14 protein-coding genes are annotated in these 14,134 nt (G+C 65.1%); 1 reads left to right on the top strand and 13 read right to left on the bottom strand.

Features of this window, described 5'->3' with window-relative positions:
• Window positions 1-4 precede the first annotated feature (4 nt).
• Window positions 5-1,318 (top strand): lipid IV(A) 3-deoxy-D-manno-octulosonic acid transferase, encoded by a 1,314-nt coding sequence (gene waaA / locus JNB89_RS15915; RefSeq protein ID WP_220362872.1) that lies wholly within the window; start codon window positions 5-7, stop codon window positions 1,316-1,318.
• 39 nt (window positions 1,319-1,357) lie between these two features.
• Here the strand turns inward: waaA and ureG are convergent, their stop codons facing one another.
• The 13 genes from ureG to urtA form a co-directional block, all read right to left on the bottom strand.
• Window positions 1,358-2,011, bottom strand: a complete 654-nt coding sequence (gene ureG / locus JNB89_RS15910; protein ID WP_135893172.1) for an urease accessory protein UreG — start codon at window positions 2,009-2,011, stop codon at window positions 1,358-1,360.
• A gap of 11 nt (window positions 2,012-2,022) precedes the next feature.
• Window positions 2,023-2,703, bottom strand: coding sequence for an urease accessory protein UreF (locus JNB89_RS15905; protein ID WP_220362971.1), 681 nt, complete (start codon window positions 2,701-2,703; stop codon window positions 2,023-2,025).
• A complete protein-coding gene (gene ureE, locus JNB89_RS15900) occupies window positions 2,690-3,382 on the bottom strand; it encodes an urease accessory protein UreE (protein WP_220362871.1) in 693 nt (230 codons plus the stop codon). Before ureE ends, JNB89_RS15905 begins: the two co-directional genes overlap by 14 nt.
• 2 nt (window positions 3,383-3,384) lie before the next feature.
• A complete protein-coding gene (gene ureC, locus JNB89_RS15895) occupies window positions 3,385-5,091 on the bottom strand; it encodes an urease subunit alpha (protein WP_220362870.1) in 1,707 nt (568 codons plus the stop codon).
• Window positions 5,092-5,147: 56 nt separating this feature from the next.
• A complete protein-coding gene (locus JNB89_RS15890) occupies window positions 5,148-5,453 on the bottom strand; it encodes an urease subunit beta (RefSeq protein ID WP_013338421.1) in 306 nt (101 codons plus the stop codon).
• Between the two features lie 40 nt (window positions 5,454-5,493).
• A complete protein-coding gene (gene ureA / locus JNB89_RS15885) occupies window positions 5,494-5,796 on the bottom strand; it encodes an urease subunit gamma (protein WP_006048588.1) in 303 nt (100 codons plus the stop codon).
• A gap of 131 nt (window positions 5,797-5,927) precedes the next feature.
• Window positions 5,928-6,731, bottom strand: coding sequence for a transporter substrate-binding domain-containing protein (locus tag JNB89_RS15880; protein WP_220362869.1), 804 nt, complete (start codon window positions 6,729-6,731; stop codon window positions 5,928-5,930).
• A 228-nt stretch (window positions 6,732-6,959) separates the two neighbouring features.
• Window positions 6,960-7,853 (bottom strand): urease accessory protein UreD, encoded by an 894-nt coding sequence (locus JNB89_RS15875; RefSeq protein ID WP_220362868.1) that lies wholly within the window; start codon window positions 7,851-7,853, stop codon window positions 6,960-6,962.
• 129 nt (window positions 7,854-7,982) lie between these two features.
• Complete coding sequence (gene urtE / locus JNB89_RS15870) at window positions 7,983-8,675, bottom strand: urea ABC transporter ATP-binding subunit UrtE (protein WP_135893177.1); 693 nt, start codon at window positions 8,673-8,675, stop codon at window positions 7,983-7,985.
• Window positions 8,676-8,723: 48 nt separating this feature from the next.
• A complete protein-coding gene (gene urtD / locus JNB89_RS15865; RefSeq protein WP_135893178.1) occupies window positions 8,724-9,587 on the bottom strand; it encodes an urea ABC transporter ATP-binding protein UrtD in 864 nt (287 codons plus the stop codon).
• Window positions 9,584-10,777, bottom strand: coding sequence for an urea ABC transporter permease subunit UrtC (gene urtC / locus JNB89_RS15860; protein WP_220362867.1), 1,194 nt, complete (start codon window positions 10,775-10,777; stop codon window positions 9,584-9,586). The genes urtD and urtC overlap by 4 nt, the downstream gene beginning before the upstream one ends.
• A gap of 1 nt (window position 10,778) precedes the next feature.
• Window positions 10,779-12,425, bottom strand: coding sequence for an urea ABC transporter permease subunit UrtB (gene urtB, locus JNB89_RS15855; RefSeq protein WP_220362866.1), 1,647 nt, complete (start codon window positions 12,423-12,425; stop codon window positions 10,779-10,781).
• A gap of 355 nt (window positions 12,426-12,780) precedes the next feature.
• Window positions 12,781-14,085, bottom strand: coding sequence for an urea ABC transporter substrate-binding protein (gene urtA / locus JNB89_RS15850; RefSeq protein ID WP_013338428.1), 1,305 nt, complete (start codon window positions 14,083-14,085; stop codon window positions 12,781-12,783).
• Window positions 14,086-14,134 lie beyond the last annotated feature (49 nt).

The raw sequence follows: 14,134 nt of genomic DNA, 5'->3' as shown, positions 1-14,134 counted from the left end.
TGCAGTGCTGAGGGCGATCTATAACGCGCTGTGGTGGCTCATCGCGCCCGCGGCGGTGCTGCGTTTGCTGATCCGCTCGCGCAAGGAGCGCGGTTATCGCGAGCATATCGGCGAGCGCTTTGGTTATGCTCGCGGACGCCTGCCCGAGGACAACGCGCCGCTCATCTGGGTGCATGCGGTGTCGGTCGGCGAGACGCGCGCCGCGCAACCGCTGATCGAAGCGCTGATGAAGGCGCGTCCCGACGCGCGCATTCTGCTCACGCACATGACGCCGAGCGGCCGCGCGACCGGCGAACAGATTTTCGGCGACCGCGTGTTGCGCAGCTATCTGCCGTACGACATGCCGCGCGCGGTGCGGCGCTTCTTGCGCGCGTGGCGGCCGTCGCTTGGCCTCGTCATGGAAACCGAGGTATGGCCCACGCTGATCGACGAATGCCGCCGGGCGGACGTGCAACTGGTGCTGACCAATGCCCGCATGTCGGCGCGCTCGTATAAGCGCGCGGCAAAGTTCGGCGGCGCGACGAAAGACGTGTTCGGCGGCTTTGCCCGCGTGCTCGCGCAAAGTCCCGCCGACGCGGAGCGGCTGACGGCGCTCGGCGCGCGCAATGTCGCGGTGCTCGGCAATCTGAAGTTCGACATGAGCACGCCGCCCGAACTGGCGGCGCGCGGTCATGCGTGGCGCGCGGCCATCGGCACGCGGCCGGTGTGGGTCGCCGCGAGCACGCGCGAAGGCGAAGAGGAACTCGTGCTGCAGGCGTTTGCCGCGCTGGGCGTCGAGGGCGCGCTGCTCATCCTGGTGCCGCGCCATCCGCAGCGTTTTACCGAAGTGGCGGGTCTCGTCGAGAAGGCCGGCTTGCGGCTCGTGCGGCGCTCAGCCTGGGCGCCGGATGCGAAGGTCGCGTCGGCGGCCGCGGCCGCGAGCGGCGGCGTGCCGGCAATGCCTGCGGACGTGAATGTGCTGCTCGGCGATTCGATGGGCGAACTGGGCGCTTATTACGCCGCGTCGGATCTCGCGTTCATAGGCGGCAGTCTGCTGCCGCTGGGGGGGCAAAACCTGATCGAGGCGTGCGCGGTCGGCGTGCCCGTGCTGATCGGGCCGCACGTATTCAACTTCACGCAGGCCACCGCCGATGCGGTCGCCGCCGGCGCGGCAGTGCAGGTGCATGACCCGGCCGACCTTGGGCGCGCGCTGCGCGAGCTCTTCAACGACAAGGCGCGGCGCCTTGCGATGGGCGGCGCGGCGTCGGCCTTCGCGGCGCGGCATCGCGGCGCAACTGCGCGCACGGTCGATGTGTTGATGGCATTGTTGCCGGAATGACGAGCGGCGGCGCTCAAACGGCGCTGCCGCGGCGCGCCGTCAAACCTTCAACAAGCCCTTTCGCTCGATAAAGCGCACCACCTCGTCCAATCCGTCGAGCGCCTTCAGATTGCACATCACAAAAGGCCGCTCGCCGCGCATCTTCTTCGCGTCGGACGCCATCACGTCGAGATTCGCACCCACCAGCGGCGCGAGATCGGTCTTGTTGATCACGAGCAGATCCGACTTCGTAATGCCAGGCCCGCCCTTGCGCGGAATCTTCTCGCCGCCCGCCACGTCGATCACATAGATGGTGAGGTCCGACAGTTCGGGGCTGAAAGTGGCCGCGAGATTGTCGCCGCCCGATTCGATGAAGACGATGTCCGCGTCCGGGAAGCGCGTGAGCATGCGGTCCACGGCTTCCAGATTGATCGACGCGTCTTCGCGAATTGCCGTGTGCGGGCAGCCGCCCGTCTCGACGCCCATGATGCGCTCCGCCGGCAGCGCGCCCGCGACCGTCAGCAGCCGCTGGTCTTCTTTCGTATAAATGTCGTTGGTGATCGCGACCAGGTCGTATTGTTCGCGCATCGCCTTGCAGAGCATTTCGAGCAGCGTGGTCTTGCCCGAGCCCACCGGGCCGCCGACGCCCACGCGCAGCGGCGGCAGCTTCTTCGTGCGAACGGACGAGACGGCGGTATGTTGAGGTGCGTTCATGATGGATCGTTTTATGAGCGAAAGAGCCGCGAATACTGCGACTCGTGGCGCGCCGACAGAATGCCGAGCTGCGGCGCAAAAGTGTTGATGTTTTCCGGCGGCGTGGCGAGCGCGCGTGTCACCGCTGCCTCGATCGGCTCGCGCAATGCGACGATAATGCGTTGCCCGGCTAGCTGCCCGAGCGGCACGGCCTTCAATGCGGCGGCGGCCTGGTTTTCGACCCAGCTGAATGCGTAGGCGGCGAGCGCGGCGTCCACTGCGGCGTCATGTGCATAGGCTGCGAAGGCGAACGCCGTGGGTTGCGCGAGCGGCGAAATTGAGGCGAGCGTCGCGCGCCGCGCCGCATCGCCCCATTCCACCGAGACGCACAACTGACGCAGCGACCAACCCATCTGCGCGGTTTCGCGGCGCAACTCGGCGGACTCGCGGCTCGCTAGAAATTCGCTGTTGGCTTGCGCGAGACCGGCTGCGTCGTGAGTGCGCCAGCGCTCTATCTGATGCGCGAGAAACGGCAGCTCGCCATGCGCGAGCACGTCGGTGAGGCCGCTTGCGATCCAGTCGCGCGCGGAGTCCGCGTCGGTGATGAGCCGCGCTTCGATCGCCGCTTCCAGTCCCTGCGAATAACTGAACGCGCCGATCGGCAGCGCCGGCGACGCGAGATGCAACAGCGCCGTGAGTTCAGCGATGCGCATGGTGATGAGGGTGGCCGTGCCCGCAGGATTCGTCGTGCGTGTGGCCTTCGTGGTCGTGGCCTTCGTGGGCGTGGGCGTGGCCTTCGTGGCTGTGACCATGCCCATGACCGTGATCGTGACCATGTTCGTGGCCATGCTGATGATCGTGCGCATGACCTGACCCATGATGTTCGCCGAACACCTGCTGCGCGAGCGCGTAGTCTTCGGCGAAGCTCTCGTCATGCCCGTGCTTGTGCCCGCCGCCATACGCGCCAGCTTCAGGCTGAAACGGCATGGACACTTGGGCGACCGTTGCGCCGATGCGCTCGAGCATGTCGGCGAGCACCGGATCGTATTCGAGCTTCAGATAATCCGCGCCGACTTCCACCGGCGTATGGCGATTGCCGAGGTGATACGCCGCGCGCGTCAGCGTCAACGCATCTTTCGCGCGCACCACGAGCACCGTTTCGGGCGCCGCGACCACGCGCACGAGGCCGCCGTCGTCGGCGACCAGCACGTCGCCGTCGCGCAGCACGGTGCCGCGCGGCAGCAGCACGGCCACTTCCTCGCCGGTATCGAGCGTGGCCGCAAGCCGGCTCTTGCGGCGCTCGTCGAAAGCGAGCGTCAGCGTGGGTGCGCGCTTGAGCAGCACCGGCGCGAGCTTCAGATGAGGGGCAAGCAGCTTGTCGAGGGTGCGCATGATCAGAACAGGAAGTAGCGTTGCGCCATCGGCAAAACAGTGGCCGGATCGCAGGTCAGCAATTGACCGTCGGCAATTACCTGATACGTTTCCGGATCGACGCTGATCGACGGGCGCCACGCGTTGTGAATCATGTCTGCCTTCGTGATGTTGCGGCAGTTCTTCACAGCCACGATACGCTTTTGCAGACCATAGCGCTCGGCGACGTCTGCGTCGGCGGCGAGTTGCGAAACGAAGGTCAGCGACGTGCGCCCCAAAGCCCCGCCGCGCGTGGCGAACATCTCGCGATAATGCACCGGCTGCGGTGTCGGAATCGACGCGTTCGGGTCGCCCATCTGCGCCATCGCGATCATGCCGCCCTTCAGGACGAGCGACGGCTTGATGCCGAAGAACGCGGGCTCCCAGAACACGAGGTCCGCCCATTTGCCCGGCTCGATCGACCCCACTTCGTGCGCAATGCCGTGAGTGATCGCCGGGTTGATCGTGTATTTGGCGACATAGCGCTTTGCCCGGAAGTTGTCGTGCCGCGCGTTGTCCTCGGGCAGCGCGCCGCGCTGCACTTTCATCTTGTGCGCGGTTTGCCACGTGCGGATGATCACTTCGCCCACGCGGCCCATTGCCTGCGAATCGGACGACAGCATCGAGAGCGCGCCCAGATCGTGCAGGATGTCTTCGGCCGCAATGGTCTCGCGGCGAATCCGCGATTCGGCAAACGCAATGTCTTCCGCAATCGAGGGGTCCAGGTGGTGGCACACCATCAGCATGTCGAGATGCTCCTCGAGCGTGTTGACGGTGTAGGGCCGCGTCGGATTGGTCGACGAAGGCAGCACGTTCGCTTCGCCGCAGACCTTGATGATGTCCGGCGCGTGGCCGCCGCCCGCGCCTTCCGTGTGATACGTGTGGATCGTGCGGCCCTTGAACGCGGCCACGGTCGCTTCCACGAAACCCGCTTCGTTCAGCGTGTCGGTGTGAATCGCGACCTGCGTGTCGGTGTCGTCGGCAACCGAGAGGCAATTGTCGATCGCGGCCGGCGTCGTGCCCCAGTCCTCGTGCAGCTTCAGGCCGATGGCGCCCGCGGCGATCTGTTCGAGCGCCGGCTGCGGTTGGCTCACATTGCCTTTGCCGAGAAAGCCGAGGTTCATCGGGTAGCCGTCCGCGGCTTGCAGCATGCGCTCGAGATGCCACGGACCCGGCGTGCAGGTGGTCGCGTTGGTGCCCGTTGCGGGGCCCGTGCCGCCGCCGAGCATGGTCGTCACGCCGCTCGCGAGCGCTTCCTCGATCTGCTGCGGGCTGATGAAGTGAATGTGCGTGTCGATGCCGCCCGCCGTCACGATCAGCCCCTCGCCGGCGATCACTTCGGTGGACGCGCCGATGGCAATCGTCACGTTGGGCTGGATGTCCGGGTTGCCCGCCTTGCCGATGGCGGCAATGCGGCCGTCCTTGATGCCGATGTCGGCCTTCACGATGCCCCAGTGGTCGAGAATCACCGCATTCGTCACGACGGTGTCGACAACCTCGGCATGCACGCGCTGCGATTGGCCCATGCCGTCGCGAATCACTTTTCCGCCGCCGAATTTCACTTCTTCGCCGTAGGTCGTGAAGTCGCGTTCGACTTCGATCAGCAACTCGGTGTCGGCAAGACGCACGCGGTCGCCGGTGGTGGGGCCGAACATTTCCGCGTATGCGCGGCGGCCAATGCGTAAGGTCATGATGTGGGTCCGGAATTGAGCAGGGCGGGTCGGGGCAGCAGAGCGCGCGCGGCGCCTCAGAGCTTGCCCATCACCTTGCCGTTGAAGCCGTGGACGATGCGCTCGCCCGCCAGTTCGACCAGCTCGACCGTGCGCTCCTGGCCGGGCTCGAAGCGCACCGCGGTGCCTGCCGCGATGTTCAGGCGAAAGCCGCGGGCCGCTTCGCGATCGAACGCGAGGGCGTCGTTCACTTCATAGAAGTGATAGTGCGAGCCGATCTGCACGGGCCGGTCGCCGGTGTTCGACACGACGACCGTGACGGTCGCGCGGCCCGCGTTGAGCTCGTGCTCGCCTTCGTCGATGATGAGTTCGCCGGGAATCATGGGCGTGCCTTTCTATTCGGGGAGATCAAGATTCAGCGGCTCACGGAATCGGATGATGCACGGTGACGAGCTTCGTGCCGTCCGGGAAGGTGGCTTCCACCTGAATGTCGGGAATCATCTCGGGCACGCCTTCCATCACGTCGTCGCGGGTGAGCAGCGTGGTGCCGTAGTGCATGACCTCGGCGACGGTCTTGCCGTCGCGCGCTGCTTCCATCAACGCCGCCGTGATGAACGCGACCGCTTCTGGATAGTTGAGTTTGAGGCCGCGCGCGCGGCGCCGTTCGGCAAGCAGCGCGGCGGTGAAGATCAGCAGCTTGTCCTTCTCGCGAGGTGTCAGCTTCATCGAATGAGTGCGGTGGGTGGCGCCTGCTCCAACGGAACAGGTCGCGACAATGATAGGCGTTGCAGATCGCCGATGCGACCCGTGCAATACCGGACAGACAGTGACGCTATCAAGCCCGGCTAACGGTGCGCTTACAGATCCGCAGGCAACGGCGCGCCGAACCACTTCTTCGACATCGTGTTCAGCGTGCCGTCCTGCCGCGCCTGTGCGATCGCGGCGTTGACCTTCTGCTGCAGGCGCGGTTCATTCTTGTTCATGCCGACGAAGCACGGCGAATTCTTGATGACGAACTTGGGCTCCGGCCGGCGCGGCGGATTCTTCGCGAGAATCGCGGCGGCGACGATGTTGCCCGCGGCGATCAGTTGAACCTGGCCCGAAAGGAATGCGGCGATGGTTGCGTTGTTGTCTTCGAAGCGCTTGATCGTGGCGTTGGGCGCCATTTGCGAGAGGCCGATTTCCTCGAGCGCGCCGCGCGTCGCGCCCACCGTCTTGCCGGTGAGGTCGGCGGGGCCGCTCACCTTGATGTCGGCGGGACCGAACACGCCCTGGTAGTACGGTGCGTAAGCGGTCGAAAAGTCGATGACTTTCTCGCGATCCGGCGTCTTGCCGAGCGAGGAGATCACGAGATCCACCTTGTTGGTTTGCAGATACGGAATGCGGTTCGCGCTATTCACGGGCACCAGTTCCAGCTTCACGTTCATCGACTTGGCGAGCAGCGCGGCGGTGTCGATGTCGTAGCCCTGCGGCTTCATGTCGGGGCCGACCGAGCCGAACGGCGGATAGTCTTCCGGCACCGCGACCTTCAGCACGCCGGCCTTGACGATGTTGTCGAGCGTGTCTGCGTGTGCTGCATGAGCGGTGATCGCGAGAATGGACGAGACGAGCAGAGAGGCCAGCAACGTGCGGCGCGTGGAGCGAAGCGTGGGTCGGTTCATTTGTAGTAGGCGTGCGTGATTGTGATGGTGGTGGTAGCGGTGGCGGGCGGCTGTGCCGGAATAGGCGGCAGCATCGCGGCAGCGTCGCGGCTGAGGATGCAAGGTGTGTGCCATCGTGGTGCGGCGGGCGCTCGCAGCAAGAACTGCGCGAGCGTGCACCACGAGTGGGCCCGGCTTCGCGCCGGCTTGGTGCGTGCGTGTCTTACGCGGTGAAAGCGGGTTGTCGACCTACGTGGTCCAGATCCGCAGCGGCACGGCTTCGACCTCATGCACAACGGGGCGCAACTGCAACCAGCATTGCGTCAACGCGCGCTGCAACGTCTCCATCGACCTGGACACCGCGCGCACGAGCAGCGCGCCGTCGGTCACACAGGAGGCGGCCGCGCGCAATGAATTGTCGAAGGGCAGTTGCGCGCTCAGCGCTTCGGCTAGCGCGTCGTTGCAGGCGGGCCCGACGGCCCACAGCGTCCCATATGCGGGAAATCCGCCGAGCCCTTGCGCGGCATCGCGCAGCGGATCGTCCGCCGCAAGATGCGCGCGCTCCAGCCACAGCAGTTCGCCACTCGTGCGCGCGATACGCGAGACCGTCTGCAAGCGGCCCTCCGACCAGCGCTCGCCGGCCGCTTGACGGCCAAGCTGGGTCGCATCCCAGCCGATTGCAGTGGCGCCTTCGGCGAGCGTCAGCGAAAAATCCAGTGCCGCGTTCGCCCGATCGAACACGATGTTGTTCTGCGGCAGCCAGTCGAGCTTCGCCTGTGCGCCGACGCGCACGGCGATCTGCTGCCGCGCCGCGCGGCCATTGGACTTGTACCACTTGGTCGCGCCAGGCGTCGTGATGACCGCGTGGGCACCGGCGCCGACGTCGACGTGAATGGAAAGCTCATCGCCACCGGCAATGCCGCCTGGCGGATGCACGATCACCGTGTGACAGATGGATTCGCCTTCGGGATAGAGCGGCCGCTGCACGCGCAACGGCCCATCGTGAAGCCGATGAGCGAGCGTGGTCCGCTCGCCTTGCTTGACAAAGCCGAGTTCGAGCCGCGCGCGCCATTGCGCATGCGCTTGCTCTTGCAGTTGCCCTTGCGCATTGGCCAGCGTGACGTGATTTTCGTGAAGCGACATGCGAACGAACGTGCAATCGACGTGTGAGTAGAAGTACAAGCAGAGGCGCGTGCAGGCCGATACCATGCCTACCCATGCGGTCTCGGCCCAGGACGCGCCGAGCATAGCACGCCATGCAAAACGAACGCCTCACACGGCGATCAGCGCGCGCACGCCGTCGGCGTCCATGTTGACGCCTTCGCCGCCCGCGACAATCTCGCCGCGGCTCATCACCCAGTAGCGGTCGGCAATGTCCTTCGCGAAGTCGTAATACTGCTCGACGAGCAGCACGGTCATGCCCATTTCCTCGACGAGTTGGCGCAGCGTGCGGCCAATGTCCTGGATGATGGACGGCTGTATGCCTTCGGTGGGCTCGTCCAGAATCAGCAGTTGCGGATCGCTCATCAACGCGCGGCCGATCGCAAGCTGTTGTTGCTGACCGCCCGACAGATCGCCGCCGCGGCGCCCGCGCATGTCCTTGAGCACGGGAAACAACTCGTAGATCCGCTCGGGAATCTTTTTCGGCGCTTTCTTGCTGGCCGCGCCCACCAGCAGATTTTCTTCGACAGTGAGGCGCGGAAAAATATCGCGCCCCTGCGGCACGTAGGCGAGTCCTTTTTCGACCCGCGAATAGGTGGGCAGCTTCGTGATCGGTGCGCCGCGCCACGCTATGGAGCCGCTTTTCGTCTGCACGACGCCCATCAGGCAACGCAGCAGCGTGGTCTTGCCCACGCCGTTGCGGCCGAGCAGAACCGTCAGCTTGCCCTCCGGCACCGTGAGCTTCACATCGCGAAGAATGTGGCTGCCGCCGTAGTACTGGTTCAGGTTTTCGACTTCCAGCATGTTGTTTCGATCCTCTCGACCTCTTAGACCTTCGGTTCGCCCGCCCGCTCAGCGGCCGAGATACGATTCGATCACGGTCTCGTCGCGCTTCACCTCGTCGAGCGTGCCGTGCGCGAGCACGCGTCCTTCGGCCATCACCGTGACCTTGCCGCTCTCACCGGACAGCGCCGCCACGAATTCCATGTCGTGTTCGACCACCATCATCGAGCAGGTGCCGCGCAGGTGATTGAGCAGGTCGGCCAGTTGCATGGTCTCGTCGTCGGTCATGCCGGCCGCGGGTTCGTCGAGCAGCAGCAGCGCGGGCTGTTGCATCAGCAACATGCCGATCTCGAGCCGCTGTTTCTGTCCATGCGAAAGCTCGCCTGCAAGACGGCGCGCTTCGCTTTCCAGACCGATCAGCACGAGCGTCTCTTCAATGCGCGCTTGCGCCGCGCGGTCGAGCCGCGCCCGCAACGAGGCGAGCCATCCCTTGTCGGTCTTCATCGCGAGTTCGAGGTTTTCCCACACGGGATGCTGCTCGAAAACGGTCGGCTTCTGGAACTTGCGTCCAATGCCGGCGCGCGCAATGGACGGCTCGTTCATTCGCGTCAGGTCGATTGACTGGCCGAGAAACACCTTGCCCGAATCGGGCTCGGTCTTGCCGGTAATCACGTCCATCATCGTCGTCTTGCCCGCGCCGTTCGGGCCGATGATGCAACGCAGTTCGCCGGCGTCGATGGAAAGCGTCAGTGCGTTCAACGCGCGAAAGCCGTCGAAGCTCACGGTCACGTCTTCGAGATAGAGGATCGTGCCGTGCGACACGTCGATCTGCCCCGGCACGACCGCGTGCCCCATGCTGGCGACGCCGCTCAGCGCATGTTGCGAAGGTTGCTCGGGCAGGTCGAGGTCGGGAACCATCGGGTTTTCGTTCATGAGCGGTTCCTCTTGCGCTTGGCGAGATCCACGATTCCCATGATGCCGTTCGGCAGGAAAAGCGGAACCAGCACGAAAATCAGACCGAGGAAGAACAGCCAGTATTCGGGAAAGTTCGCGGTGAAAAAGCTCTTCGCGCCGTTGACCGCGAAGGCCCCGACAATCGGCCCGATCAGCGTGCCGCGGCCGCCAACGGCCACCCAGATCGCCATTTCGATTGAGTTGCCAGGCGACATTTCGCCCGGATTGATGATGCCCACCTGCGGCACATACAACGCGCCGGCAATGCCGCACAGCACCGCGGACACCGTCCACACGAAAAGCTTGTAGGCGAGCGGGCTGTAGCCGAGGAACATCAGGCGCGTCTCGCCGTCGCGCACGGCGGTGACGACGCGGCCGAGCTTCGACGTGACGATTGCCCGCGCGCCGATGAACGCGGCGATCAGCACCGCGAACGTAATGAGCAGCAGCGCGGTGCGCGTGCCCGCATGCGTGATCGGAAAGCCGCCGATGCGCTTGAAGTCCGTAAAGCCGTTATTGCCGCCAAAGCCGGTCTCGTTGCGATAGAACAGCAGCATGGCGGCAAACGTCATGGCCTGCGTGATGATCGACAGATACACGCCTTTCACGCGCGAGCGGAACGTGAAAAAGCCGAACACCCACGCGACCACGGCCGGCACCAGCACCACGAGCAGGAGCGCATAGCCGAGATGCTGCGTGCCTTGCCAGTACCAGGGCAGTTGGTGCCAGTCGAGAAACACCATGAAGTCGGGCAGGTCGCTGCCGTACTTGCCGTCGTGGCCGATGGCACGCATCAGGTACATGCCGATCGCGTAGCCGCCTAGCGCGAAGAAGAGCGCATGGCCGAGGCTCAGAATGCCGCAGTAACCCCACACAAGATCGAGCGCGAGCGCGGCAATCGCGTAGCACATGAACTTGCCGGCTACCGTCGTCGCGTAAGCCGATAGATGCAGCGGACTCGTTTCCGGCACCACGAGCGTCGCGAACGGCACGCCGAGCGCGACCACGGCGATCAATACGATCAGCGCGAGCCACGCGCGCCGCGACAGAAGTGCGGGACGCGGCGGCAGGCCGAGTGCGAAACCGGCCGGCGCGTCGCGGCCGCCAGTCGCGCCGGCGTGTGCGCCGAGACGGCCCTGGGCCGACGAGGGAGAAGTTGCAGACGTCATGTCATGCCTCCGCGCTACGGCCCTTGAGGGCGAACATGCCCTGCGGACGCTTCTGGATGAACAACACGATCAGCACGAGCACCGCGATTTTCGCGAGCACCGCGCCCCAGAACGGTTCGATCGCCTTGCTGACGAGCCCGAGGCCAAAGCCGCCGATCACCGTGCCCGCCAGTTGTCCGACGCCGCCCAGCACGACGGCCATGAACGAATCGATGATGTAGCTTTGCCCGAGGTCGGGGCCGACGTTGCCGATCTGCGAGAGCGCGCAGCCGCCGAGACCCGCGATGCCCGCGCCGAAAGCAAACGCGTACGAGTCGACCCGCGCGGTTTTCACGCCGACGCACGCCGCCATGCGCCGGTTCTGCGTGACAGCGCGCACGAAGAGACCAAGGCGCGTTTTTGTCAGCACGGCCCACGCAATGCCGACCACGATCAGCGCGAACGCGAGGATCGCAAGCCGGTTGTACGGGAGAATCAGGCCCGGCAGCACGGTCACGCCGCCGCTCATCCACGAAGGGTTGACCACCTGCACGTTCTGCGCGCCGAACAGCATGCGCGTTGCCTGAATCAGGATCAGGCTGATGCCGAACGTGGTGAGCAGCGTTTCGAGCGGGCGGCCATACAGATGCTTGAGCACCAGCCGCTCGATCACGATGCCCACCAGCGCGGCCGCCGCGAACGACGCGGGCACGGCGACGAGCGGGTACCAGTCCACGGCGCCCGGCGCCATGCGCTGAAAGAGGTTTTGCACGACATAAGTGGCGTACGCGCCGATCATCAGGAACTCGCCGTGCGCCATGTTGATGACGCCGATCAGGCCATAGGTGATGGCAAGGCCGAGCGCCGCGAGCAGCAGCACGCTGCCAAGCGACAGACCGGCGAACAGCGTGCCGGCGATTTCGCTGCGACGGCGGATGGCATCGAGTTCGTCGAGGCCGCTTTGCGCCGCGGCGCGCACGCGCTCGTCGCCTTCGGCAAAGCTGCCGTCCGCTTTCTTCGCGACGAGCGGGCGCAGCAGCTCGTTCATTTCGAGGTCGTGCCGTGCGGCGACGAGCTGCACGGCCTCGAGTCGCTTCGCGGCGTCGGCATCATGCAATGCGGTCATTGCCCACAGCGTGTCGAGGCGCTTTTTCAGCGCGGGGTCGGTTTCCTTCGCGCGGGCCGCATCGATGAGCGGTTTGATCGACGCGTCGGGATTTTTCAGCAGCGCGTCGATGGCTTCGGCGCGCGTCGTCTTGTCCGGCGAGTCGAGTTGCAGGCCCGAGAGCGCGCCCGCAACTTTCGCGCGCAGCAGATTGTTCAGTGTGACCGGTTGCGCGTCGCCGGCTTCGACCGTCTTGCCGGTGACGGCGTCGCGCGTGGTGTCGCCGTCCTGCAGTAGAACGGTGCCCGAGTCGGTGGCGAGCACGCCATCTTCGGACAGTGCCTTGAGCACCGTCAGCGACTCCTTGTCATGACGGGCGATGAGCTTGTCGATCGCGGCGGACTTCGCGTCGAAGTCGTCGGCGGCGAGCGGCGCGACATCGGCCGCGCTCAAGGCAAATGCGCTATGCGGTGCAAGCGCGCCGAACGCTAGCAGCACAAGCGCCGCGCCGCTTGCGCTGCGTTGCGCGATTCGCCGAGCAGAAGTGAGAAGTGAAAACGCCATGATGGCCTTTGAAGAATGACTGACGGCGCGTCGCGCAACGGGCCGCGCGTGCCGGCTGATTGCATGCTGGTGCGCGCAGGGTTCTGTCGTGACGAGCCGGCTTGTCGCGTTGCGGGGTTGCGTAGCTGCTTGGCCGCTTAGCCGTTTAGCCGCCGAGCCGCCGAGCCGCCGAGCCGCCGAGCCGCCGAGCCGCCGAGCCGCCAACTCGCCAGATCGCATCGAGGCAGCGCCTTAAGGCGCATGGCGGTGCGTAAAAGCGCCTGGCAGCGGCATGGCGGCCGCGGCGCCAAAGCGAGCCGCCGCCGCGCGCCATGTCGTCACCCAACGTCACGCGACATCAAGCAGCTTCGCAATGTCACGCGATTCGCGAGCGCGAGCGCTTGAGGAACGCGGGAATCGAACTCACGACATCCGGCTTGCCCGCATTGCCGGCAATGTACGGGCTCCACGGTTGCGCACGAATTGCGGTCTTGGTGCGCCAGACCACGTTGAACTGACCGTCCGCGCGAACTTCGCCGATCATCACCGGCTTGTGCAGATGGTGGTTGCCGTCCATCTGCAGCGTGAAGCCCGAAGGCGCCGCGAATTGCTGGCCGATCATCGCCACGCGGACCTTGTCGACGTCCGTGCTCTTGGCCTTTTCGACCGCCTGCTTCCACATGTGAATGCCGACGAAGGTCGCTTCCATCGGGTCGTTGGTCACGCGCTTCGTGCCGCCCGGCAGATTGTTGTCCTTGACCCATGCGGCCCACTGTTTCTTGAACTTCTCATTGGCCGGATTGCGCACCGACATGAAGTAGTTCCATGCCGCGAGGTTGCCGACGAGCGGCTTGGTGTCGATGCCGCGCAGTTCTTCCTCGCCGACCGAGAAGGCCACCACCGGCACGTCCGACGCCTTCAGCCCCTGGTTGCCGAGCTCTTTATAGAAGGGCACGTTCGAGTCGCCGTTGACCGTCGAGATCACAGCCGTCTTGCCGCCTTGGGAGAACGTCTTGATATTGGCGACGATGGTCTGGTAGTCGCTGTGACCAAACGGCGTGTAGACCTCCTGGATGTCGGCTTCCTGCACGCCCTTCGACTTCAGGAACGCGCGCAGGATCTTGTTGGTCGTGCGCGGATACACGTAGTCGGTGCCGAGCAGGAAGAAGCGCTTCGCGCCGCCGCCTTCCGCGCTCATCAGGTATTCGGTGGCGGGGATTGCCTGCTGGTTCGGCGCCGCCCCGGTATAGAACACGTTGCGCGACATCTCTTCGCCCTCGTACTGCACCGGGTAGAAGAGCAGGCCGTTGAGTTCCTCGAACACCGGCAGCACCGACTTGCGCGACACAGAGGTCCAGCAGCCGAACACCACGGCGCACTTTTCCTGCGTGATCAATTGACGCGCCTTTTCGGCGAAGAGCGGCCAGTTTGACGCCGGGTCGACCACGACCGGCTGAATCTGACGGCCCATCACCCCGCCGTTCTTGTTGATGTCCGCGATGGTCATGAGGGCGGTGTCTTTCAGCGATGTCTCGGAGATGGCCATCGTGCCCGACAGCGAATGCAGAATGCCGACCTTGATGGGACCGCTCGCGGACTGCGCACGCGCAAACGGCGCGCGACCTGCGAGCGCGAGCGCGCCGGACATGGAGCCGAACTTCAACAGACTGCGACGTTTCATGTATATCCCCTTGCCATTGATGATGAATGTTTATGGGCGTCGACCTCAG

The organism is Paraburkholderia phenoliruptrix (genome assembly GCF_019511605.1).
GTDB lineage: Bacteria > Pseudomonadota > Gammaproteobacteria > Burkholderiales > Burkholderiaceae > Paraburkholderia > Paraburkholderia phenoliruptrix_A.
Note: the sequence above shows the minus strand (reverse complement) of the source record. Positions and strands in the feature narration are given on the sequence as shown.

Bases quoted from the DNA above. Each gene is read 5' to 3' on its own strand.
- ureG (WP_135893172.1), bottom strand. From the start codon at position 2,011: ATGAACGCACCTCAACATACCGCCGTCTCGTCCGTTCGCACGAAGAAG.
- JNB89_RS15905 (WP_220362971.1), bottom strand. From the start codon at position 2,703: ATGCGCATCGCTGAACTCACGGCGCTGTTGCATCTCGCGTCGCCGGCG.
- ureE (WP_220362871.1), bottom strand. From the start codon at position 3,382: ATGCGCACCCTCGACAAGCTGCTTGCCCCTCATCTGAAGCTCGCGCCG.
- ureC (WP_220362870.1), bottom strand. From the start codon at position 5,091: ATGACCTTACGCATTGGCCGCCGCGCATACGCGGAAATGTTCGGCCCC.
- JNB89_RS15890 (WP_013338421.1), bottom strand. From the start codon at position 5,453: ATGATTCCCGGCGAACTCATCATCGACGAAGGCGAGCACGAGCTCAAC.
- ureA (WP_006048588.1), bottom strand. From the start codon at position 5,796: ATGAAGCTGACACCTCGCGAGAAGGACAAGCTGCTGATCTTCACCGCC.
- JNB89_RS15880 (WP_220362869.1), bottom strand. From the start codon at position 6,731: ATGAACCGACCCACGCTTCGCTCCACGCGCCGCACGTTGCTGGCCTCT.
- JNB89_RS15875 (WP_220362868.1), bottom strand. From the start codon at position 7,853: ATGTCGCTTCACGAAAATCACGTCACGCTGGCCAATGCGCAAGGGCAA.
- urtE (WP_135893177.1), bottom strand. From the start codon at position 8,675: ATGCTGGAAGTCGAAAACCTGAACCAGTACTACGGCGGCAGCCACATT.
- urtD (WP_135893178.1), bottom strand. From the start codon at position 9,587: ATGAACGAAAACCCGATGGTTCCCGACCTCGACCTGCCCGAGCAACCT.
- urtC (WP_220362867.1), bottom strand. From the start codon at position 10,777: ATGACGTCTGCAACTTCTCCCTCGTCGGCCCAGGGCCGTCTCGGCGCA.
- urtB (WP_220362866.1), bottom strand. From the start codon at position 12,425: ATGGCGTTTTCACTTCTCACTTCTGCTCGGCGAATCGCGCAACGCAGC.
- urtA (WP_013338428.1), bottom strand. From the start codon at position 14,085: ATGAAACGTCGCAGTCTGTTGAAGTTCGGCTCCATGTCCGGCGCGCTC.